Here is a 22419-nt window from a genome sequence, read left to right on the forward strand (position 1 = left end):
CGTATGATCGTTTACAGAGATACTGCTGTATCCAGTGCAACTTCCATCATTTCTTTAAAAGTTGTTTGCCGTTCTTCTGCGGTCGTTTCTTCCCCCGTCAGCAAATGATCGCTTACCGTCAGAATCGTCAGTGCGTTTACACCAAACTTGGCTGCCAACGTGTATAAAGCCGAAGTTTCCATTTCTACACCCAGCACGCCGTATTCCATCAGCTTTTGTACCACTGATTTGTCATCACGGTAGAAGCTGTCTGAGCTGAATACATTGCCGACATGCATGTTCAAGCCTTTGGCAACACCGCGATCATAAGCGCCCTTCAATAGATTGAAGCTGGCAATCGGCGAGTAATCGTAGCCGCCAAAGATATGGCGGTTCATGCCGGAATCCGTACAGGATGCCTGTGCCAAAATGACGTCACGAACGTGCACATGCTCCTTCATTCCGCCGCATGTACCCACGCGGAACAGGTTTTTCACACCATATTCGCTAATCAGTTCGTTGACATAAATACTGATAGATGGCAGCCCCATCCCGGTTCCCTGTACAGATAGGCGTTTGCCTTGGTACGTCCCCGTGAATCCGAGCATTCCGCGAACCTCGTTGTAGCAGGTCACGTCCTCCAGATACGTTTCAGCAATAAACTTAGCCCGTAACGGGTCTCCTGGCAGCAAAATCGTTTCTGCAATTTCTCCGGGTTTGGCTCCAATGTGTACACTCATGTTTTTTTATTCCTCCGTCCCATTTGTCCATGCTTGTATTGTTATTTATATCGTTACTAGTAATCTTGCTTGTACTCTTGCTGGTCCTTGATTACTGAAGCTCTGCCAAAAAGCTCGTTCCATGTTCAGGCAGTTTCACACCAAAGTTATCCGCCACGGTCGCTCCAATATCAGCAAAGGTTTTACGAACTGCAAGCTCCTTGCCCCCAGCTGTAAAACGCGGGGAATATGCCAGCAAAGGTACATATTCGCGGGTGTGATCCGTTCCCCGATACGTCGGGTCATTCCCATGGTCCGCAGTGATGATTAGCAGATCGTCATCGGTCATTTTGGCAAAAACCTCTGGCAGACGCGCATCGTAATCGTCCAAGGCTTGACCATATCCCTGCGGATCACGACGGTGACCGTATACAGCATCAAAGTCCACCAAATTCAGAAAACTTAATCCGGTGAAATCCTCATCGAGCGTAGCCACCAGCTTATCCATGCCGTCCATATTGGACACCGTACGCACCGCCTTCGTCACACCCTCACCGTCATAAATGTCGGAGATTTTACCCAAGGCGATCACATCCAGACCTGCATCCTTCAGCTCGTTCATGGTGGTGCGACCAAACGGTTTGAGCGCATAATCATGTCGATTGGAGGTACGAGAGAAGTTCCCTGCCTCGCCTACGAACGGACGTGCAATAATGCGACCGAGCATGTACGGATCTTCCAGCGTGATTTTACGGCAGAACTCGCAAATCTCATAGAGCTCCTTCAAAGGTACAACTTCCTCATGCGCCGCAATTTGCAGCACAGAGTCCGCCGAGGTATAGATGATGAGCGCTCCAGTTTTCACGTGTTCTTCGCCCAGCTCATCCATGATTTCCGTTCCGCTGGCAGGCTTATTGCCAATAACTTTGCGGCCTGTGTGCTCCTCAATGCGCTGAATCAGCTCATCCGGGAACCCATCAGGAAATACACGGAAAGGAACGGCAATATTCAAGCCCATGATTTCCCAATGACCCGTCATCGTATCCTTGCCATTGGACGCTTCCTGCATCTTAGTGTAATACGCAAGCGGCTTGTCGGCCGCTTCCACACCTTCTATGGAACGAATATTGGATAGACCGAGCTTACCCATATTCGGCATCTTTAGACCACCGCGTTCGCGGGCAATATGACCGAGTGTATCTACATCGTAATCATCAAACTGGGCAGCATCCGGCGCTTCGCCGATACCAACCGAGTCCATAACCACCAAGTGAATTCGTTTGAATTTAGACATCATAAAAATCCTTTCCTAACTCGCTGTTTTTTTTACAAAAACAACCCTGCAATCGTTGCCGACAGCACGCTAACCAGCGTTGCCCCGTACAACAGCTTCAGACCAAAGCGGGCCACCACATTTCCTTGTTTTTCATGCAAACCCTTCACAGCCCCGGAAATGATACCGATGGATGAGAAGTTAGCAAAGGATACGAGGAATACCGATACGATCCCGACCGTGCGCTCCGACAAGCCTGTTTGCTTGGTCAGATCAAGCATGGCCACGAATTCGTTGGACACGAGTTTGGTAGCCATAATGCTGCCCGCCTTAACGGCTTCGTTCCACGGAATACCCATGACAAAAGCGAAAGGCGCAAACACATATCCAAGCAGCGCCTGAAAGCTGATTCCAAACAACCAAGAGAAAATCCCGTTAACCATGGCAATCAGCGCCACAAAACCGATCAGCATCGCAGCTACCGTAATAGCAACCTTGAAACCGTCCATAATATATTCCCCGAGCATTTCGAAGAAGGACTGCTTCTCTTCCTCCTGAACTTCCAGTAAATCGTCTTCCTTCTCAATCTTGTACGGATTAATAATGGAAGCGATAATAAAGCCGCCGAACAGGTTCAATACCAAAGCTGTGACCACATATTTTGGGTTTAACATTTGCATGTAAGCTCCCACAATCGACATGGACACCGTTGACATCGCAGACGCACACAGTGTATACAACCGATGTTTTGGCAGCAGACCAATTTGCTTCTTAACGGAAATAAACACCTCGGATTGACCCAAGATAGCCGAAGCTACAGCGTTGTAGGATTCCAGTTTACCCATTCCGTTTACTTTGCTCAAGACAAGCCCGATATATTTAATAATAAAAGGCAACACTTTTACATATTGCAAAATACCAATCAGCGCAGATATGAACACGATTGGCAGCAGTACACCGATAAAGAACGGGGCTGCTCCTTCATTCGCAATTCCGCCAAAAACAAAGTTAATCCCTTCAGTTGCATATGCCAAAAGACTATTAAAACCTTTTGCAAAGCCTTTGACCAGAAATTCGCCAATTCCTGTATTCAGCAATACGAAAGCAAGCGCTGCTTGCAGAACAACCATAACTATCAGCGGACGATACCTGATTTTACGCTTGTCACTGCTGGCAACGTAAGTAAGTGCAAATACAACGAGCAGTCCCACCAGAGCGATTACATATTTCATTTAATTTCCCCCTCATTACATTAAGCGCTTACATTCCCCGTAAAAAGAATGCGCTCCAAAGAGGCATTCTTTTTTTTATTTCCCCAGATCCGCAGGTCGAAAAGCACCCGGCAGTAATTGATCCACCGTCCACTCTTCCGTGTTGCCATGAAGGTTTGTCAGATAAATTTTGGTATCTTGATGAGCAAATTCGGAAATAACCTGACGACAGGCTCCACATGGAGACACAGGCCCTTCCGTATCAGCTACTATCGCAATCGAATCAATTTGACGGCAGCCTTCGGATACCATTTTGAAAATCGCTGTCCGCTCTGCACAATTGCATAAGCCGTAGGAGGCATTTTCCACATTACATCCGTGATAAATCGTGCCATCGCTTCCGAGAACCGCAGCACCCACCTGAAAATTCGAATACGGAACGTATGCCTGTTTACGCGCCTCAAGCGCTTTCTGAATCAATTGATCCTTCATCGCGAATCCCTCCATGACTTTAAAATAAACTTAGTAGGAAGATGTAGACTGCTCGCCCTCGATAATCTTCACACCGGAACTTGCACCGATCCGACTTGCGCCAGCTTCTACTAATTTTTGCACGTCTTCCAGACTGCGTACACCGCCTGAAGCCTTGACACCAATCTCAGGTCCTACCGTTTTGCGCATCAAAGCCACATCTTCCGCAGTAGCTCCACCTGTTGAGAAGCCTGTCGAGGTTTTCACAAAATTCGCTCCCGCTTTGACGGACAGCTCACATGCCAGTACCTTCTCTTCGTCTGTTAGCAGGCATGTTTCGATAATCACTTTTACCAGTGTACCGGCAGCTGCCTCCACGACCGCACGGATGTCCTGCTCGACGAGCTGTACATCACGTGCCTTCAAAGCGCCTATGTTAATAACCATATCGATTTCAGTCGCACCGTTAGCAATAGCATCTTTCGTTTCGAATGCTTTCGTTGCGGACGTGCTCGCTCCCAGCGGGAAACCGATAACTGTACAGATAGCTACTCCTGTGCCTGCGAGCTGTTCTGCTGCATAAGCTACCCACGTCGGGTTCACACATACAGAAGCAAACTGATATTTTTTTGCCTCGGTAGTCAATTTCGTAAATTCATCCTTCGTCGCATCTGCACGCAACAATGTATGGTCGATTAATGCTGCAATGTTCATATCTAAAAGCTCCTTCATTAGATAAATAGTGTGAAGACAAAAGTCCTTTATTTCTCTGTGATGAGACCATCATAGCACGCCTTTGAACATATGTAAAACACATTTTGAAATTATGTTCAAGCTTATGCGCAAGGCGTCACCTACAATTCATATTACCCTGTAGGGAAACGCCATAACAGTGTATTTTGCTGGATTGAGAACGACTTGCTCTATTGTAAAAGTGCTTGTGCCGTAAACTGATCTGTCACCAAGATATTCGCATACTTGCCACGCAGCGATGCCCGAATGGCCTCCACTTTACGCTGGCCTCCAGCGACGAGAATGGACTTCTCCTTCTTTCGCAAATCAGGCAAATCAATCCCTACGGTACGGCTATTGATTTCCTGACTGCATATGTTGCCCTCAGCGTCAAAAAAGCGCGAGCAAATATCGCCCTTGCCGATTCTTTGCAGTAGCTTCTGCTCTTCCCCGTTAAAATAGCCCAATCGGAACAGCAATGCATCCTCCTTGACCGTACCCACCGTAAACACAGCGATGTTCGCCTGCTTGCCAAGTTCAATGATACGCTGGATATGCCGATCCTCCTCGACCATTTTCTTAACGGCGTGACTGTCGAAAATCACAGGCAGCGGCAAATACCGTGCTATGGTATGAAAGGCTTCTGCGAACAAATTCACGGTTTCCACGGCATATGTGTTGACATGCGAATGGCTCACGCCTCCTTTGAGCTGAACCACCTCAACACCCTTGACCTGCTTTTGCTGGAGATGAAGCGCTACGGCATGCATCGTTGTTCCCCATGTCACACCAATAATATCAGCATCCTGTACCGTTTCATGCAAATAATCGGCTGCTTTTTTGCTGATATGCTTCTTGATCTCCTGATATTCATTTAACGGCGAATAACAGACTAACACGGTATCCAGTCCGTACTTCTTCTTCACCTGCTCTCCGAGCGCGTCCATATCCTCCATCGGGTCCACAATACTGATCCGCACGTATCCCTGTTCCTTGGCAGCCTGCAGTAACCGCGATACCGTAGGACGCGAAACCCCGAGTCTGACCGCGATATCTTGCTGACTGTAGTCGTTTAGATAGTATAATCTGGCTGCCTCGATACTTAATCGCTGCTTTTCATGATCCATTCTACCTCAACCCGCTTATCTTAAAATGTAGTGCCAGCGGACACAGCTTTAGTCCCAAACATTATATATGAAGGGAAACTTGAAGCCACGCCTTGGCCGTATAGTTGTTAATTTGGAAGATTTAACTGCTCGTTTGTGATATTCTGTGATTAACTACAACTACTTTACCGCATCCTCAACTTTATCGTTCCATCTGTCAAAACGCAATAGTTAACCCATTTTACCGCTCATTCACAATCTGTGATGGCTTATCTGAATATGTAAGGAGAATTGCTATGTCTGAATTTATTGTGTGCAGTCTGGCGGACAAAAAGTTCGCGTTAAACTTTGTGGAAGTAGAAGAAGTCATGAATGCCAAAAAAGGAACGCCGCTTCCCTTTTCCGAGGCGTGGCATGAAGGAATGGTGACTATTCGCGGCAACGTATTTACGATCCTTAATTTACGCAAAAAGCTGTTTCTTCCTGCATCAAGCGATTCCGCCGAGGACAAAATGATTTTGCTCAGCCGTGCGAAGATTGCTCTGCTTGTCGATCAGGTGGAGGACACGGCTTCTGCCGAGGACAGTCAGCTACAAAGCAATGAGGAAGAGTGGCAGCGCGAGTTGTTCCCTACTGTGATGGAGCATCAGGGTACCCTCATTCCGGTGATCGATATGGACGCTTTTCTTTCATCCACCAAGACGAACTAAAACGCAAAATACTCCCGAACCTTGAGCCGGCTTGCACTCATCGTTCGGGAGTATTTTCAGTTATTGGAGTCCCTGCCCCTCTTTCATGTGAACCAGTGTGTTCAGCTGCTCCAGCAACGTATTTCCGCCAGTCAGCGAAATCGTGCCAATCTTCTCGCAGATTTTTTCCATGAATTCCAGTTCTTTAAGACGAAAGAGGGTGGCATTCTCGTCCATCAGCTTGGCCGTATTGAGCAGACTACGAGTGGATGCCGTCTCTTCACGTCGTGTGATAAGGTTGGCCTGTGCCTTCTTCTCTGCCAACAGCACGGTATTCAGAATATCCTTGATATCCCCCGGCAAAATAATATCCTTCACCCCTGCTGACGTAAAAGTCACTCCATATTCGCCGCTCTGCTCATTCAGTCGAGTCAAAACATATTCCGCAATCTCCTGCTTCATTTTCAGCAAATCATCCAGCTTCATCGTGCCAACATATTCGCGCAGCAGCAGTTGAAGCATAATGTACATTTGTTCCTCGTATGCCCGGAATTCCAACGCCCGCAACGGGTCGATGATACGGTACTGACAGACGAAGTTGAGGCGCAGCGTGATTTTGTCCTCTGTCATGATTTCCTGTCCCATCAGGTCCATCTGCTGTTGTCGCATATCTATCGTTTTGATCTCTGTATTCACTGTGGACATCCAGAAATAATATTTGCCCGGTTTCAGCTCACCCTGCAACACATTATCGTAATATAAAAATCCCAATTCATAGCTGCCCACCTGAAGTGCCTTCCAGAAGCCCGGTGTCTTGGACAAGAACGCTTGCCCCAATGCCTTATCAATCGCAGGCTGCCGAGTATCTGCACGAACAAAACGATGTTTCTTGAGCATGTTCCAAAAAGCATATTTCCCTGCCGTCAGTAGCTCCACAAATCGATTATCCTCATAATGCAACACATATTCATGGTCCTCTACATCAATGACATTCAATTGCTCAAGCAATAGGGGATCTGTCAAAAACAAACGAATGTCATGATCAGGTACAAAAAAAGGATCGGCTACATTCAAAATTTCAACTGCTTCCTGCTGAAATGTTTTCAATAGGTAAGTTCCTGGGTGCAACAACTTGTGGTAGCTTCCTTTTTTGAACAGCAACCCGCGCTCATCAGATTTAATCGTTATCTTCTTAAACATCGTATCACTCCTAGTATTTAAAATCCTCAACTTAAAAATGTACATTTCCGCGTGTAGCGGCTTCACGTTCCATTTGATCTTCCGATCGCTGTTGCAGTGGAATTCCTTCAATTACATAAAACATTCAAAGGTAGGAATTCCACTGCAAAGGCGAACGCTAACGCTTCTTCAGATTCAAAATGGACCGCTCCGCTGATTCGCATGTTATAGTAAACACACATTTTTAAAATGAGGATTTTTTATTTTTATTTGTTGTAGTAGGGTTAGTGACCCTTGCAGAGCACCCCTTCGGTGTGGACGGCGGGGTCAAGCTTAAGGAAAAAGAAAGATACCGCCTGTTTCCGTGTTCTAGGGATGGAATTCATCAGCCCAACATCGATTGTGAATCTGTATCCCCGAAGCCTCGAACCCTGTCGGCGCTTGCTCTCTCCGGTATCCACTGGCCGCATAGCCATCGCCCCGGTATCTGTCATCGAGACCAGACATGGGATGCTCTTATCCGGGTCTTTTCATTGTTTTTATTCGATCATTCGAATACTCTACCAGAAGTCGCGTGGAAGGCGATTGGAATTGAACCCTAATGTTGGTGGATACATCAGAATTACAGGATACCTGACCCCATCAGGGCAGGCACTGCGGGACCTTTGGAAATCCTCGCCTCGGTAATATCTTCCTGTATCAGCCTTTATCATTATCGCGCAACCAGGAACTCACGAACATGGCGAAAGTATTACGACCCTATAAAAAAACAAAAAAAGACACAGGAGAAGCGTATGTGCTTCCCTTGTGTCTTTCTTTCTATAGTTAACTGTCGCGTTCGTATCTTAGGCCTGATCCACTAGGATGTTTTTTCGAAAACGGGATCAATGCTCGGTAGTGGAAGTTGTGGAACGTCTGTCGTTGTAGAAGCAGTCTGCTGGTGTGTATAGCTGAATGAAGGGGTCTCGTATTGCAATCCCGCCTTTTCATAGGTAAACCAATAGCTGACAGCCTTCCCGATATCGAGGTCTGTAATCCGCTGCTCCCAGACACCGCCGTTGTTTGTCATTCGGTAATTGAGCTGTTGTCCACCAGTTAAAGTATAATGCACGTCAACATATGCCGAGGCTGTTTTGGGTGTAAATTGAAGCAATGCTTCATGATCGCTGACAAAGCGAGCTCCTACTTTATAATCCTCCGTTTCTCCGCCACCCTCATTACCGCCAGATGCTGGCTCTGTCGTTACCCCTACCGCATTGCTTGCTGCAGATAGGTTACCAGCTGCATCTCGAGCCTTAACGGTAAAGCTGTAAGTGGAAGCTGCATTCAGCCCTGTAATTGAAGCGGAAGTACCGCTTATCTCTGCTGCCTGAGCCCCGTCCTTATAAACGATATAACCCGTAACGCCAACATTGTCTGTAGCTGCATCCCACTCCAGAGTGACTACCGAAGCCGTTTTGGTCGTAGCTCGAACATTCGCCGGGATGGATGGAGCCTCCGTATCAGGTTGCGGATTGCCACCGCCGCTTCCATTTCCGGTATTAAAGGTATTCGGCTGCACGGTAATAGTGTGCCCATCTGAGAAGGTTACCGTTTTAACCTGGTTTGTAAAATTGTAGGCCACATAAGTTTTTACACCGTTTTTATGAAATACGGCATAAATAGGTGAATTAGCGGTGATGCTGTGGTCGATGTTGCCTAAAGCATCCAAATTGTAGATCCAGTGGTAGGCATTCGCCTTGGAATTCCCCGCTTCCGGTGTCATGGCCGCTACGCGTGCACTGAATTTGGCCTTGGCATCGGACGGGTCCGAGATCGCTCTGTACATATACACAATATCTTCCCATGGACTGAAATTCCCACCGCTTTTTCGCAGCAGATCGTTATAATTTTTAGCTGCATAATCTGAATACTGCGTCAGATACAAGGAAGCCGAGGTGATCGGTAGCCAGTTGATACCATGAACCTCTGCGGCATTATTGGTCCACCATGTTGCATTCCCTACCGTTTTACCACCCCAGATCATGCTTGCCGTCGCGCTTTGCATCCCTGCAGGGGTGTTTGTGCCATGCACATCAAACCAGTATTCGTTAATCGCATTCATTTCCGTTGTATATAGATAAATGCCCAGATCACGAGTTTGAGTATTTCCCGTCGCCTCGCCCCATAAAATAAGACCTGCCCAAGCATTCATCGCTTCCGAGGAGGATTCATTGTTGTTGCCATCACCAAATTTGGCATGGCCGGAAGCCCAGGTGTGCCCGGCATAGGGATCAAAATTACGCAAATACGGAAATTTCGAATCAGACCTGTCGGTATTGGCGATGTCACGAATGAGCAACTGTACCATCTGCCCCCATTGGGAATTGGATGCCCAGCTCTTGTCCACACGTGCAATTTCGGCCGCGGCCTTGATAAAGTATCCATAATGGAAGTGATGGTCATTTAATTCTACCGCACTGCCAAAGCTGTCGGGATAACCGATCAACGTCCCCCAATTGTTGTTATACACAAATAGACTGGAGCTTTTCAGATTACCCGAGCTGTCACTGGCCTTAAACCAGTCCTGCAGCCGGCTTTTGATCTCATTGCGGAACTGGGTCGCTGCTGCGGTATTGCCAGCCTGGTCGGCAATCGGCGCCAGCGCTGCTAGCTTGCCCAGACGTTTTCCAGTCCAGTACGTGTCTCTATCGCCGGAGTAGACTTCCGCTTTCGCTTCGTCTATATAACTGTTGAGCGTATTTTTATCGTAGGACCCCAAGTCGGGCAGGGAAGGCAGTACCCCTGTAAACTTCATTTTCGTTTGAAAAGAAGCACCTTCTGCTGTTTTCATCAGACCGCGTACAGAATTGTACGTATAGCCTAGCAGGGGTTGTGATGAATTTTTCCACTGATGCGGGTATAAGGCAAAAATAGTACCGCTTTGCGTGCCTTCCTTCGCTGTTGTCGCAACAGTAAAGGTGGTCGTCACTTCGGAAGAGGCTTCGTTATAGCTGTACTGTGCTTTGGAGTTTGTAACGAAAGAATAGGCGTATTGCTGAAATTTGTCCAATGTCGCGGTTGTTTTGTCAGGCAAAGCCGCCACTGTAAAATAGTTTTTCCCGTTCAATTGATTGATCAGAGTACTCGTTCCGAGGCCAGACCAGGTGCTGCCGGAAGGACCAAACAGACCATAGTGTGAGCCATTAACCGTAATGCCAAGCACAGGGGAACTAGCTGACCCAGACCAAACCTCTGGCACCCCATTAAATGAAAGCTTGGGATTGCCACCGCCAAACTCAAAAAAAACATAGGGGGAGCCGTGTCCATAGGTAGCACTCATTTTATTGCTGCCGCTTTGAAATAATGATTTGACAAACCAGTCGCTGAAACCGTCCACCTTGGCATCAGGAAATGAAGCGCTTACAGAATGACCGACGGAAAAATCGTTCACATCATCCATCCAACCTGCGATGTATCCCGGATTTACCGTAATTTTCCCACTCGGGTTAAAGATGCGTAAACCGTTTTGCTGATTTTTCAAGGCAAGGGGATGCGGATATTGAGCCTCGGAGTACGGTACCCAGGCGAGGCTGCTCCACCAGTCATTGGTAGGCATTGGGCTGTTTACATTCGCTGTTTTGTAAATCTCGTTTTGCGGTGTTGCTGCTCCGGCAGGTAGTGTGGTTGAATATGAGCCAGCGCCTTGTGTGACCTCACCCGAAAAGGCTTTAGTAGAAACCGGTGCAGCTAAAAATATCAGACTGGCACTTAACAAGCATAATAACGTTTTTTTCACAACCTACATCCTCCTTTGAATTCTATAATCCCTTTCACTGCAAGGCTTTTCCCTTCTCTTCCAAGTTGATTTCAACTTCATTGTGCTTGATCTCAATTTCCAGGTCAATCCTTTTATTTCTATATTCTAACTAAACGAGGCGAAAGTCTCTAAAAATACATAAGAAACCAGGACGAAAAACCCAAGCATGTGTAATTATGTTATCTCGAATTCACCCCATTAGACATTTACCCTATGAGTTATTCATCCCATTAATCATTCACCCTAATAAACGTTTAGTATATAAAAAAGAATCCTCCAGGCCTTGTAGCCCTTCAGATTCTCTGTTCTTTTAAGTATATAAGCTTTTGAGCTTTTGAGCTTTTGAGTCCTTTTGCCTTTCCCATGCTCCACACCATTTCGAAAAAATGAGTGAGTTTGCGGTGGGCAGTAGCGGAGCGAAGGGGTTGAATCTGGAGAAGCGTAAGCGTTCGCCTTTGCAGTGGGATTCTTACCTTTAAATGTCTTATACAATCCGAAGAATCCCACTGCAACAGCGATCGGAAGATCAACCCCTTAGTGGAGTGCCTTCTCCCCCGCAAACAACACTCATTTTTCCCGCTCAAAATACCCTTCTAGTTTCCAGTCTACACCAACCTGTGTCACGCTCAAATCATGCAATGCCACCGCATCGCTCATCGCAGACACGCCCTCTCCCCCGAGAAATCCCGGGGCTGCGCGTCCTCCAACCAGCTTTGGTGCCATGTACAGCACCAGCTTGTCTGCCAGCCCTTGCTGCACGAAGGAAGCGTTCACCTCGGCTCCGCCTTCTACGAACACTGATGACACCTCCGCTGCCCCCAGAATATCCAGCATTTGCGGCAGGTTAACCCGATCGCTGTTTTTATCCTGAGTCGGAAATATCTTTACACCTAGCTGTTCCAACTGGCTACGCTTGCCTTCATCATAAGCGCGTCCTGTGAATATCCAGGTAGGCGCCTCCCCATCTGTAATGACACGGGCATCCAATGGAATTCGAAGCTTGCTATCCAAAATGATACGAATCGGATTCCGTCCTTCTGGTAGACGAGTCGTAAGCTGAGGATTATCGTGAATCACCGTCTGTACACCGACCAGGATTCCCACATGCTCGTTACGAAGACGATGCACATCCTCCCGTGCAGCCTCAGATGTAATCCATTTGCTTTTCGAGGTCCGGGTTGCAATTTTACCGTCCAGTGTTACTGCCGATTTGATCGTAATAAAAGGACGCTTGCTCACAATATATTGATTGAACACTTCATTCATGCGGATGGATTCCTGCTCACATACTCCGACAATGACCTCAATGCCCGCATCTTTCAAAATCTGTACCCCTCTGCCGGAAACCAGCGGGTTCGGGTCCAGCGCTGCAACCACCACCCGACGAATGCCTGCCTTCACAATGGCTTCCGCGCACGGGCCTGTCCGACCGTGATGGGAACACGGCTCCAGCGTTACGTAAATTGTCGCTCCCTGAGCGTGTTCACCCGCCATACGCAACGCATGAATCTCGGCATGTGGCTCGCCGGGCTTCAGATGAGCGCCGATCCCAACGATACGACCGTTGTTGACAATGACTGATCCGACGAGCGGATTCGGTTCGGTTTGCCCTTTAGCACTTCTGGCATTTTCCAGTGCCAGGCGCATATATTTTTCGTGAGTGGTCATAGAACCTCCCTGAGATCGGAATCCCGCAAATGCCCGGATCGTTCCACTTTTGTATTCAAATACCGTTCATTATATTGCGACACATCGCCCCAGAGCGGCATGCGACCCGCCACATTCATACCCGATTTCTTCAAGGCATCCAGTTTTTTGGGATTATTTGTGATCAGGGTTACTGGTTTTTGTCTCAGGTGACGGAGCACACTAATGGCATCCGCATAGTTGCGTGTATCATCTTCAAAACCCAATTGATGATTGGCTTCTACAGTATCCATGCCTTCTTCCTGCAGAATATAAGCCATTGCTTTACTAAACAAACCGATTCCGCGGCCTTCATGGTTAGCCAGATAGAACAATGCACCCGTTCCATGTTCCACAATCATTTTCATGGACTGGTGGAGTTGAAATCCGCAATCACAACGCTTGCTACCAAAAATATCTCCAGTATGGCAAATACTATGCATGCGAACTAATGCATTTTCCGACTGTTGAAGATCGCCATACACCAAAACGCTTGACTGTTGTCCCTCTGCCAAATCCAGTGTGGACAATCGCTTCACAATCGTCTCAGCGGTGGCATTCAGTAAGTCCTGACGATCTTCCTCATCCCGTACAGGCAACCAGCAGTACCACTGAAAAACAACCGTTTCTCCTTCCATATTAACTGGCAGCTTGATCGGTCCTACTAAAATCGTCGAAGATTGCTCTCCGCGAACGGTTTGAATTTTATCGTTAAGTAGCGTAGCTACATCTTTTTGGTTCATCTCTCTGCACCATCCTTTATATAAGCTCTATATAGAAAATGCCTCATTACTCATAGGCTAATCGTTATTGTCAGGGTCATAAATCATTGAACTATGTGTAAGAAATGTTCATGAAACGTGGATTCCATCGTCAGCTGCCGTTCCTGAAGCTCGGTGACAGCCTGTCGTCGTCCGTCTTCGAACGCCTTTAGGTCTCCTGCGGTATAGCTCTTCTGTCGTAAACGAAGAAGCTCACTGGCTAGCACATCGGCATCCTTTAACGCTGCATTCAAGCCAAAAGCTCCGGTAGGTGTCATGGTATGCGCCGCATCTCCAATAAGGACCAGCCCGTTCTGCGCCCAGGTGTCACTGCGACTGCTGAAAATATCCAACGGTACGAAGTCCTTCCATGAACGAATGTGATCATGCACACTATGCTTCAAATCCGGAAAAGCCTCGGTAAACCGTTGTATAAAGGGTTCAAAAGATTGCTTAAACAGGGTTGGAAAGCTACCCTTCTCCACATTCCAGCCAATTTGAATATAGCCCTCAGCCTGCGAGAATAAAGCCAACTGCCCTCCGTTGACCCGTGCCAGACGAGTGACGGGCTCCCACCCAGCAGGTGCTGTGATTTTCGCCCATAGCAGATCATAGCCGTGTCGAATGTTTGTCACAGGCATCTGCGCCAGCTTGCGCACAGTCGAATAGCGACCGTCTGCCCCTACAATCAACGAACTGTCAATCGTGATCTCATGACCGTTCTTATCGCGGGCGGCCAAGCCCGTGTACCCCTGCTCGCTGTTACCTTCCAAGGTAGTCACAGTTGTACCCGCCAGGTAACGGAAGGACTCGTAGGTTGACGCCTGCTTGAGCAGAGCCTCCAAAAATCGAGGCTGTGGAATATGAACCCCCACATTACCATCTACTGATGCTGGCTTGACCGTCTTCACTTGCTGCTGATGCTCCCAATATTCGATTCTTGTAGAGGCGAGAACATAGTCCTTATGAATTTGTTCGAGCAGCTTATGCTTTTGGATCACTTCCTGACCCTCATCATTCAAGATTTCACCGCGGAAAGCCTTTCCCGCTATGCTCTGCCGCTCAATCAATATCGTGGATACACCCTGCGCCGCCAGTAGACAGGACAACAAAGTTCCTGCGGGTCCCCCTCCAACTACGCACACTTCACATTCCAACTTCATCTGACTTCCCCCTACGCCCAAACCATCACCATAACGGTTAGTTCGTATCTGTTCATTTAATTACATCATTAATAATATCAAAAATAATATCAAATTAAGTTCAAATTTTAAGTATTCATATCTCAAGCTCCGTATCAAAGCCAATAAGTTACTTTATGTAACAAAGTATATTTATATCACACCATTTCGTCAAGTAATAAATTTATGTAAAGTAAAATCATTTACTTTTAACAGTGGATCGTTAATAATAGGAGCATGAGGTGATCACATGAACATTCCGCAGATGTGCCCACGGTTTGAAAAAGCTATGGAGCTACTGAGTAAGCGTTGGACGGTGTTGATCGTATTTCAACTAACCAATGGTCCGCAACGTTTCGTCGCTATTGAGAATTCAATCCCTAATTTAAGTGGAAAGGTCCTTTCCGACCGTCTAAAAGAGCTGGAGGAAGAAGGAATCATACAACGTATGGTTTATCCTGAGAAGCCTGTACGGATTGAATACTCTCTTACAGATAAGGGACGCGATTTAGCTCCTTTGTTTGACCATATCGGTACTTGGGCTACACGCTGGATTGAGGTTCTACCAGCACTTGAAAAGCAATGATCCATATGGGCTACAGCTATTTTTCCTAAACTAACATGATAAAAACACACAGACTGCTAACATGCCAAAGAACGCCTTTGCTCTAAGTACAATTTGTACTCATAGTGCAAGGCGTTCTATTTTTCATATGAAGGAACTTTAAACGTCCTCCTCACCGCTGCGTTGCATTTCCTCACGAATGGATTGCACCCGTTTTTTCCCCCAGTCATACATCATCTCCACAATGGGTAAAATCGTCATCCCCAGCTCGGTCATCGAATACTCCACCTTTGGAGGTACCTCGGGATACACTTCCCGGTGCACAATACCGTCCTCCATCAACTCCCGCAGCTGATTGGTTAGCACTTTATGCGACAGCTTCGGAAACAGCCTTTGCAGGTCACTGAAACGGTGCGCCCCTTCTACACCCAGATGCCATAAAATGACGACCTTCCACTTTCCGCTTAAGACCGAAAGGGTCAGTTCCTTTTCGCAATTATAGTCTCCGTTGACGATCTTCTCCCGTATTTCTTCTCTTAGCGTATCAGACATATATCAATTAACTCCTTCTAAATCATCATGGTCTTGCACTCTAATAGTAACCTGCAGGTAACCTCCGTACTTGAAAGTGCATTCTTCACAGCCTGACGAAGCCATCCTACAATAGTAGATATCGTTTCACATTCAAGGAGGAATGAAGTATGAGTAAAAAAGCTCTTTTTATTATACCCCCAGAGCGCTTTAATGAGGATGAATTGTTTAAACCAAAGGAAGCACTGGAGCAAGCAGGTGTTACTGTGACGCTAGCTAGTACAAAAACCGGCGAAATCACGGGTGACTACAACGGTAAAGCGACAGCTGATCTTGTTTTTACTGACGCTGTGCTGGCTGATTATGATGTGGTATCTGTGATCGGCGGATCAGGAACGAATGACTATCTTTGGAATAACGCGGATCTCCAAGCTCTGCTGAAACAAACTTATGAGCAAAAGAAACTATTGGCTGGCATCTGCGCAGGCTCTGTAGCCGTGGCTCAAACTGGACTGCTCTCCGGCAGAACGGCTACATGTTATCCTGTGGATGTACAAAAGGACCAGCTCCAATCGCATCAAGCCGAATATGTGGCACAGCATGTCGTTGCGCATAGCGACATTATTACAGCCGACGGTCCAGATGGTGCACAGGACTTCGGCGCAGCACTTGTCAAAGCCCTGCAATAAGCACATCTTTGAGGTTCTAGGTGGGCACTTTAAACAGCACTCCAAAAAGCCGCATCGCGTCCTTTCTTTTGTATGGGACCCGATGCGGCTTCTTTGTGCCATTTTCATGCTTAAGTGATTAATTTAATTGTATGGTCCTGGATTTTCGTGTTAGCTTTAAAAAATCGACGTTTAGTATAGGAGGCTTATATGCCGTGTTTATGAAAGGCAAAATCCATTTACATCAGGTAACGTCCGAATCGTTGCGACTGGGCGCCTTACTATCATTAGTAGGGGGCTTTTTGGACACATATACCTATGTTGGGAGAGGCGGTGTGTTCGCCAACGCACAGACAGGTAATATCGTGCTGCTGGCTGTCAAAGCCATTGAAGGGCACTGGATTCAGGCGTTAGCCTTTATCCCGCCCCTAATCGCCTTTTCACTGGGCGTTTTTGTTGCAGAATGGATTAAAAGAAAATCAACTCACCGTTTAACTCCAGACTGGGCCCGCGCTATTCTTTTACTGGAAATTGCAATTTTTTTCATCGTGGGATTGATTCCACAAGGAGTTCCCAATACGGTAGTGGTGGTGATCGTCTCGTTCGTCGCTTCTGTACAAATGACTTCCTTCCGCAAGCTCATTGATGTGCCGTACACCTCCACGGTCAGCACCGGTAACCTTCGATCAGCTATCGAGGCTGTGTATGTCGCTGTAACGACCAAGGACACGAACGCTGCCATTCGAGCGATGCGTTATGGTGTCATCCTGGCTGCCTTCTTGGTAGGAGCCTTGCTGGGGGGATTTCTGACTTTGACGATTGGGGATAAAGCCGTTTGGGGCGCTGTTGTTGCACTTATTTTTTCTTTTATTTTATTTACAGAAGAGGAAAAGTGGAAGCTGCCGCTTCGTCACTAATCCTCCATTACATCAGCCCTGAATGAACTGCCGCTGGGCCGTTTCGAAGAAATTCAAGAGGTCATTGCGGGACGAAAATGCTGCCTGAGCAGATTGGTTGCTACCGCCCCCTTTGCCCTGAAACGCGCCCAGATTTTCCTTTAAATACGCTCCGCAGCTAATGGAATGGGTACCATTATGTGCCAGAATGATTTTGTTTTCGGCTGTTGTGGCAAATAAAACAAGCAGATCATGCTCAGCGGTCAGCTTGGCAGCCAATTGCTGCATCTCCTGAATGGATTTTTGTTCGAATACATGAGCAAGAACATGCCCCTGCACAGCAGATAGCAACTCTTTCGCCTGGTACGATGCATTTTCCTCTTGCAAGAACTCCACTTGCGCCTTGAGCTGCTTATGCTCCTGCTCCCACTTTTCGAATCGAGTCAAAATATCCTTTCGTCCAGTATTGAACTTCGTAGATAACACGTCCAAAATCCGAACACTCTCATTAAAGTCCTGGAGTGCGCGAGCACCACATTTGAAATGGATTCTCGCCATCCCTTTTTGCTTTTCCCATTTCAAGCATTTAATCATTCCAATTTCCCCGGTCTGAGCTACATGAGTACCGCCGCAAGCATTATATTCAATGCCCTCGATCTCGACAATCCGAATATTTTCCGTCACTTTGGGCGTTTTCACCAGCGGAATATCCTTCAATTGCTCACTGGTTACAAAAAAACTTTTTATGTTGCGATTACTATAGATTTGCTGATTTACTTCCTGTTCGATTGCCGATAGCTGCGCAGGTGTTACATCCGAACAGTTCACATCAATCGTGGCATATTCTTGTCCCAGATGAAAGCTTTCAGTACGCGCACCCAACAACTCCAGACAAACCGCTGACAGCAAATGCTGTCCGCTATGCTGCTGCATATGGTCAAATCTGCGCTCCCAATCCAATTGGCAGGCTACTTTCCTATCCTCCGGCAAACGCTCTACCTGATGCCAAATATCCCCATCTTCGAGAACAACATCTAATACACGGACGCCCTGAATTGTTCCTGTATCACAAGGCTGGCCTCCGCCATGCGGATAAAAGGCCGTTTCCTCCAGCATAACCAAATATTTTCCGTCTCTTTCCATGCTCTGTGTAATATGAGTGTCCCACTCCGTAAGATTTGGAGCAGTGTAGTATAATTTTGTCGTCATTCCAGATTCCTCACTTTTGGGTTCTTTGTCTCGTACGATATCCACTTATTATCAAGCACTTCATTGTAAATATCAATGTAGGGAAAAGCTTGAACCATGGCACGAACAACTGTAGAAAGAAAATAAAGTACTAGACTGGATATGTTGGTCCCACGCGACATTTCGAATTATAAAACCGTCAGATCTCGTAAAAAAAGTATTAGACTGGCCCCAGCTATAAAAACAGCGGCAGCCGTGGACGAGAAAATAAAGTCCTAGACTGTCGCTGTTTTATTGAACTAAAGTTCTCCGTTAGTATAACAATGCATCATCTTTACGGTTCCCGAAGGAGTTAATGCACAATGAGGACTGGGCAACTTGATAGCTGTGAAACCTTGTGGCTGACACTTCCAAGCATCATTTCTTTTATGCCACTTAGCCCACGGCTTCCAATAATAATGAGTTGCTGCTTGGAATCTCTTGCATAATTTAATATTTCATGTGCAGGATCTCCCTTAAGATGAAGTGTTTCCGGGTTAATCCCCGCAGATTCTAATTTGGATTTGGCTTGTTGCAACTGTTCCAAACTCGCTTTCTCCATTTCGTTCAATATTTCTTCCAAGAAATGCCCTGGTAAATATGTCATGCCATTCGATACATATTCCTGGCTGACATTAACCAAGGTAACTTGAGTTTGTTTGTTTCGAGCTATTTCAACGGTTGCATCGAGGAGTTTGTTCGTTATTTCAGCTTTATCAATTGCCACAATAATTTTGTCAAACATATTTATCGTCCTTTCCGTGGCAGCTCGTAACTATTTCGGCTACCTACAAAACGGTTTCTTGCTGCTCCTATACCGACTAAAAAGAGTAAGACCGAAGCGCCAAGCAGAATGAAAAGTGGCAGATTCCAACTATTTGTCGCATCATGCAGAAATCCTATAAGGGCAGGACCGATTGCGGCAAGAAGATATCCGATCGATTGCGCCATGCCAGACAGTTCCGCTGCTTGATGCGCATTTTCAGTACGTAAACCGAAAAACATCATGGACAAACTAAAGGCGCAGCCTCCACCAATTCCGAGTATTATAATCCACACCAGAATGATATTGGAGCTTCCGTATAGAAGTCCGAGCGTTCCCGTTAAAAGCAAAATGATTGTGATGACCACTAACAAACGTTGGCTAGACATGCGCCCAGCAATAACGGGGACAATAAAGGTAAATGGAAGCAGAGCTAACTGCATTATCGAGAGGTACCATCCTGATTGGTTTGAGCCAATTCCTTGCTGCTTTAAAATTTCAGGCAACCATGCGATCAACACATAGAAAACCATGGACTGTATACCCATAAACAAGGTTACTTGCCAGGCAAGAGGGGATCGCCAAACATTCACATCGTTGCTGGCCATCTGTTGACTCGTCGTGGTTGTTTGCTTCGTTTGATTTCCTAATTGAGGTAACCAACAGAGAATCGATACAAAGCTTAGAATCCCCCATATTCCCAATGCTCCCTGCCATTTTAGACCTGCGTTCACGGCTAGCGGTACACTGATTCCCGATGCGATTGCTCCAAATAAACTCATTGAAATTGAGTAAACACCTGTCATGGAGCCAATTTTATTTGGGATATCCCTTTTGATTAAACTTGGCAATAATACATTACATACGGCAATTGCGAATCCAAGAATTGCTGTCCCAATATATAGATTAGCTGCGCCAGATAAAGAACGTATTACAATGCCAACAGTCAGAAAGATTAGGGCAATCAAAATGATACGTTCAATCCCATACCTTCGTCCAAATTTGGGTACTAGAGGTGATAATAAAGCAAAGGCAAGCAAAGGTAGCGTTGTTATCAGGCCTGCTACTGTATTTGAAATACGAACGTCATCCCTTATGAGACTCACTAAAGGACCGACTGAGGTTAAGGGAGCACGTAAATTAGCTGCAATAATAATAATGCCGAGAATTATCAGTCCTATAGAGGATGGTACGGCTTTTATATTTTGTTTGTTCGACATTCTTCATTTCTCCTTACTAAATTCATACGTAAAATTTGTTTCCTGCTGATTGAAAAACTATGAAATAACATCCGCGCGAACAATAAAAGTATATTATAATATATTATTTTTAACAATAATTATTTTATAATATATTATTTTTAACAATAATTATTTTATAACACACATTAACTCATCTAAAAACAAAAATACAACTCTGAATTCCCGTCATGGAATTCGGAGTTGTATTTAATAAGTGGAATTTTCGACTTTTAGAAACCATACTTTAAGGATATATGGAGCACTGTTTCGCTATTCGTACGATTGGTATAAGAGTGAGGACAATCTGCACGAAAACTGATCGTATCATATTGATTCAATGTGTAAATCTCTCCATTGACTTGAATTTCAATGGAACCAGTCATTACTGTCGCAATTTCAGTTGTATTCACATGATGACCTTCAGGGTGATACGAGCTATTCGGCTGTAAGTAAGCCCGACACATTTCAATATCGTTGCTTGCGTTTTTAAAGACCGGTTCAATGATCCAATTTTTTTGATCATTAGAAAACCGCAGTCCTTCGCCTGCTCGATACAAACTAACAGGGTCTTCTGATTTCAACAAAGCTAATAGCGGTAAAGATATGCCTTTTGAAATTTTCCATATAATCGCCAAAGTTGGATTTGTATCGCCACGTTCGATATTCCCCAGAGTAAGTTTGCTTACACCCGTTAATTCCGCTAAGTCGTCTAAGCTCATGTTTTTTTCTTTTCTGTACTTTTTCAAGACACCGCCGATTTGTAATACAATTTGTTTTGATTCATCGATTTCATCCATTTGATATGCACCTCAACAAAAAACAATTATAGCTAGTATACTGTTTATCTAGACTCTTTTCCATACAATTAGTATGGGATGGTGGACTACACTCCTATGCAAAATTCTGACGTCTATGTAACTAATCTGCCAGTTAGCTTAATGAAGCATCGTCAGTCTAACACTTTATTTTTCAGTCTAATACTTTATTTTCTTTTTACAACAACCTCCATATAGTGAAAAATCTACATGACGATTAACAAAATTTAGCTTGAAATTCATTTTTGAATAGATTAAGATTAGTCGGCTAACTAATTTGTTGATTGGAACATACTGTAAGAAGAAAGGAGAACCCTATGGATTTTGATTTACGGGACTTGCCCACTCGTGAGGCGCTGCAAGAATTTTCTAAGCGTATCCCCGAGATTGATGTAAGAGCGACAGAAGCTATGCTATTTTTTATGCGAGTATCTTCCAGTGTTTTTAAAGTCAGTTTTGAGGGCTTTGAGAAGTTCGGTATATCTCATGGAAAATTTTCAATATTAATTCTCCTGTACCGCAACATCCAAACAGGATTGCTGGCTACAGAGCTTGCGGAGAAAGTAGGAGTTAGCAAGCCTACCGTTACCGGTCTGCTTGACCGCCTGGAACGGGATGGGCTTACTATGAGATCCGTACACCCTTCCGACCGCCGTATGAGCATTGTTAAACTGACCGAACAAGGAACAGAAATGATGGAAAGACTGCTGCCTACACATTTCACAAGCACTTCCACACTGATGAGCCACCTATCCACCGATGAAAAAGAGCTGCTCCTGACATTACTCCAAAAAATAGAAAGCGGCATCCCTCAAGCAAAAGAGATATATAAAGCAGCAAAACCAGAATAAGTTTTAATTTTGCGTTTTAGTTAGCCGACTAACTTTTAAATTATTAAATAAAAGAATAAATAAAATGTACATACCA

Annotated in this window: 21 protein-coding genes; 5 read left to right on the plus strand and 16 right to left on the minus strand. The window is 45.7% G+C overall.

Features of this window, described 5'->3' with window-relative positions; genetic code table 11:
- Positions 1-11: 11 nt before the first annotated feature.
- The 6 genes from deoD to JOE49_RS01785 all read right to left on the minus strand — a co-directional run bounded on the left by deoD (position 12) and on the right by JOE49_RS01785 (position 5512).
- The gene (gene deoD / locus JOE49_RS01760; protein ID WP_023990381.1) at positions 12-719 is read right to left on the minus strand and encodes a purine-nucleoside phosphorylase; all 708 of its coding nucleotides are present in this window, start codon (positions 717-719) and stop codon (positions 12-14) included.
- Positions 720-810: 91 nt separating this feature from the next.
- A complete protein-coding gene (gene deoB, locus JOE49_RS01765; RefSeq protein ID WP_177235832.1) occupies positions 811-1995 on the minus strand; it encodes a phosphopentomutase in 1185 nt (394 codons plus the stop codon).
- Between the two features lie 29 nt (positions 1996-2024).
- The gene (locus JOE49_RS01770) at positions 2025-3203 is read right to left on the minus strand and encodes a NupC/NupG family nucleoside CNT transporter (RefSeq protein WP_209940467.1); all 1179 of its coding nucleotides are present in this window, start codon (positions 3201-3203) and stop codon (positions 2025-2027) included.
- A 75-nt stretch (positions 3204-3278) separates the two neighbouring features.
- Complete coding sequence (locus tag JOE49_RS01775) at positions 3279-3674, minus strand: cytidine deaminase (RefSeq protein ID WP_023990384.1); 396 nt, start codon at positions 3672-3674, stop codon at positions 3279-3281.
- 30 nt (positions 3675-3704) lie between these two features.
- The gene (gene deoC / locus JOE49_RS01780; protein WP_023990385.1) at positions 3705-4367 is read right to left on the minus strand and encodes a deoxyribose-phosphate aldolase; all 663 of its coding nucleotides are present in this window, start codon (positions 4365-4367) and stop codon (positions 3705-3707) included.
- Positions 4368-4576: 209 nt separating this feature from the next.
- Positions 4577-5512, minus strand: coding sequence for a sugar-binding transcriptional regulator (locus JOE49_RS01785; protein WP_023990386.1), 936 nt, complete (start codon positions 5510-5512; stop codon positions 4577-4579).
- A gap of 275 nt (positions 5513-5787) precedes the next feature.
- On the opposite strand from JOE49_RS01785, the gene JOE49_RS01790 reads away from it, so the two are divergent.
- The gene (locus JOE49_RS01790) at positions 5788-6201 is read left to right on the plus strand and encodes a chemotaxis protein CheW (protein WP_209940468.1); all 414 of its coding nucleotides are present in this window, start codon (positions 5788-5790) and stop codon (positions 6199-6201) included.
- A 60-nt stretch (positions 6202-6261) separates the two neighbouring features.
- Here the strand turns inward: JOE49_RS01790 and JOE49_RS01795 are convergent, their stop codons facing one another.
- From JOE49_RS01795 to JOE49_RS01815, 5 genes are all read right to left on the minus strand, one after another.
- Positions 6262-7380, minus strand: a complete 1119-nt coding sequence (locus JOE49_RS01795; protein ID WP_209940469.1) for a slipin family protein — start codon at positions 7378-7380, stop codon at positions 6262-6264.
- A gap of 838 nt (positions 7381-8218) precedes the next feature.
- Positions 8219-11137 (minus strand): glycosyl hydrolase, encoded by a 2919-nt coding sequence (locus JOE49_RS01800; RefSeq protein WP_209940470.1) that lies wholly within the window; start codon positions 11135-11137, stop codon positions 8219-8221.
- Between the two features lie 588 nt (positions 11138-11725).
- A complete protein-coding gene (ribD, locus tag JOE49_RS01805) occupies positions 11726-12826 on the minus strand; it encodes a bifunctional diaminohydroxyphosphoribosylaminopyrimidine deaminase/5-amino-6-(5-phosphoribosylamino)uracil reductase RibD (RefSeq protein WP_209940471.1) in 1101 nt (366 codons plus the stop codon).
- Positions 12823-13587 (minus strand): GTP cyclohydrolase II, encoded by a 765-nt coding sequence (locus JOE49_RS01810; protein WP_025722502.1) that lies wholly within the window; start codon positions 13585-13587, stop codon positions 12823-12825. The genes ribD and JOE49_RS01810 overlap by 4 nt, the downstream gene beginning before the upstream one ends.
- Before the next feature lie 83 nt (positions 13588-13670).
- On the minus strand, positions 13671-14768 hold the full coding sequence (locus JOE49_RS01815) for an FAD-dependent monooxygenase (protein WP_209940472.1): 1098 nt from the start codon (positions 14766-14768) through the stop codon (positions 13671-13673).
- A gap of 268 nt (positions 14769-15036) precedes the next feature.
- Here JOE49_RS01815 and JOE49_RS01820 point away from each other — a divergent pair, with 268 nt between their 5' ends.
- On the plus strand, positions 15037-15372 hold the full coding sequence (locus JOE49_RS01820) for a winged helix-turn-helix transcriptional regulator (RefSeq protein WP_023990392.1): 336 nt from the start codon (positions 15037-15039) through the stop codon (positions 15370-15372).
- A gap of 138 nt (positions 15373-15510) precedes the next feature.
- Here JOE49_RS01820 and JOE49_RS01825 read toward each other — a convergent pair whose 3' ends face one another.
- A complete protein-coding gene (locus JOE49_RS01825) occupies positions 15511-15903 on the minus strand; it encodes a winged helix-turn-helix transcriptional regulator (protein ID WP_075154780.1) in 393 nt (130 codons plus the stop codon).
- Positions 15904-16052: 149 nt separating this feature from the next.
- On the opposite strand from JOE49_RS01825, the gene JOE49_RS01830 reads away from it, so the two are divergent.
- Positions 16053-16571: a DJ-1/PfpI family protein gene (locus tag JOE49_RS01830; protein ID WP_209940473.1), complete on the plus strand. Its 519-nt coding sequence runs from the start codon at positions 16053-16055 to the stop codon at positions 16569-16571.
- A gap of 194 nt (positions 16572-16765) precedes the next feature.
- Positions 16766-17467 carry a YoaK family protein gene (locus JOE49_RS01835; RefSeq protein ID WP_209940474.1) on the plus strand — a complete coding sequence of 234 codons (702 nt, stop codon included), beginning with the start codon at positions 16766-16768 and terminating at the stop codon, positions 17465-17467.
- A 12-nt stretch (positions 17468-17479) separates the two neighbouring features.
- Here JOE49_RS01835 and JOE49_RS01840 read toward each other — a convergent pair whose 3' ends face one another.
- From JOE49_RS01840 to JOE49_RS01855, 4 genes are all read right to left on the minus strand, one after another.
- Positions 17480-18655 (minus strand): alanyl-tRNA editing protein, encoded by a 1176-nt coding sequence (locus JOE49_RS01840; RefSeq protein ID WP_053326139.1) that lies wholly within the window; start codon positions 18653-18655, stop codon positions 17480-17482.
- 331 nt (positions 18656-18986) lie between these two features.
- Positions 18987-19418 (minus strand): universal stress protein, encoded by a 432-nt coding sequence (locus JOE49_RS01845; protein WP_023990396.1) that lies wholly within the window; start codon positions 19416-19418, stop codon positions 18987-18989.
- Positions 19419-19420: 2 nt separating this feature from the next.
- Positions 19421-20656 (minus strand): CynX/NimT family MFS transporter, encoded by a 1236-nt coding sequence (locus tag JOE49_RS01850; protein WP_209940475.1) that lies wholly within the window; start codon positions 20654-20656, stop codon positions 19421-19423.
- Positions 20657-20907: 251 nt separating this feature from the next.
- Complete coding sequence (locus tag JOE49_RS01855) at positions 20908-21474, minus strand: helix-turn-helix domain-containing protein (protein ID WP_023990398.1); 567 nt, start codon at positions 21472-21474, stop codon at positions 20908-20910.
- 335 nt (positions 21475-21809) lie between these two features.
- Here JOE49_RS01855 and JOE49_RS01860 point away from each other — a divergent pair, with 335 nt between their 5' ends.
- Positions 21810-22343, plus strand: coding sequence for a MarR family winged helix-turn-helix transcriptional regulator (locus tag JOE49_RS01860; protein ID WP_023990399.1), 534 nt, complete (start codon positions 21810-21812; stop codon positions 22341-22343).
- The last annotated feature ends 76 nt before the right edge of the window (positions 22344-22419 follow it).

Origin of the sequence: Paenibacillus sp. PvR133 (assembly GCF_017833155.1) — a bacterium.
GTDB lineage: Bacteria > Bacillota > Bacilli > Paenibacillales > Paenibacillaceae > Paenibacillus > Paenibacillus polymyxa_B.

Coding starts and splice junctions, on each gene's coding strand:
- deoD (WP_023990381.1), bottom strand. CDS start 719: ATGAGTGTACACATTGGAGCCAAACCCGGAGAAATTGCAGAAACGATT.
- deoB (WP_177235832.1), bottom strand. CDS start 1,995: ATGATGTCTAAATTCAAACGAATTCACTTGGTGGTTATGGACTCGGTT.
- JOE49_RS01770 (WP_209940467.1), bottom strand. CDS start 3,203: ATGAAATATGTAATCGCTCTGGTGGGACTGCTCGTTGTATTTGCACTT.
- JOE49_RS01775 (WP_023990384.1), bottom strand. CDS start 3,674: ATGAAGGATCAATTGATTCAGAAAGCGCTTGAGGCGCGTAAACAGGCA.
- deoC (WP_023990385.1), bottom strand. CDS start 4,367: ATGAACATTGCAGCATTAATCGACCATACATTGTTGCGTGCAGATGCG.
- JOE49_RS01785 (WP_023990386.1), bottom strand. CDS start 5,512: ATGGATCATGAAAAGCAGCGATTAAGTATCGAGGCAGCCAGATTATAC.
- JOE49_RS01790 (WP_209940468.1), top strand. CDS start 5,788: ATGTCTGAATTTATTGTGTGCAGTCTGGCGGACAAAAAGTTCGCGTTA.
- JOE49_RS01795 (WP_209940469.1), bottom strand. CDS start 7,380: ATGTTTAAGAAGATAACGATTAAATCTGATGAGCGCGGGTTGCTGTTC.
- ribD (WP_209940471.1), bottom strand. CDS start 12,826: ATGACCACTCACGAAAAATATATGCGCCTGGCACTGGAAAATGCCAGA.
- JOE49_RS01810 (WP_025722502.1), bottom strand. CDS start 13,587: ATGAACCAAAAAGATGTAGCTACGCTACTTAACGATAAAATTCAAACC.
- JOE49_RS01815 (WP_209940472.1), bottom strand. CDS start 14,768: ATGAAGTTGGAATGTGAAGTGTGCGTAGTTGGAGGGGGACCCGCAGGA.
- JOE49_RS01820 (WP_023990392.1), top strand. CDS start 15,037: ATGAACATTCCGCAGATGTGCCCACGGTTTGAAAAAGCTATGGAGCTA.
- JOE49_RS01825 (WP_075154780.1), bottom strand. CDS start 15,903: ATGTCTGATACGCTAAGAGAAGAAATACGGGAGAAGATCGTCAACGGA.
- JOE49_RS01830 (WP_209940473.1), top strand. CDS start 16,053: ATGAGTAAAAAAGCTCTTTTTATTATACCCCCAGAGCGCTTTAATGAG.
- JOE49_RS01840 (WP_053326139.1), bottom strand. CDS start 18,655: ATGACGACAAAATTATACTACACTGCTCCAAATCTTACGGAGTGGGAC.
- JOE49_RS01845 (WP_023990396.1), bottom strand. CDS start 19,418: ATGTTTGACAAAATTATTGTGGCAATTGATAAAGCTGAAATAACGAAC.
- JOE49_RS01850 (WP_209940475.1), bottom strand. CDS start 20,656: ATGTCGAACAAACAAAATATAAAAGCCGTACCATCCTCTATAGGACTG.
- JOE49_RS01855 (WP_023990398.1), bottom strand. CDS start 21,474: ATGGATGAAATCGATGAATCAAAACAAATTGTATTACAAATCGGCGGT.
- JOE49_RS01860 (WP_023990399.1), top strand. CDS start 21,810: ATGGATTTTGATTTACGGGACTTGCCCACTCGTGAGGCGCTGCAAGAA.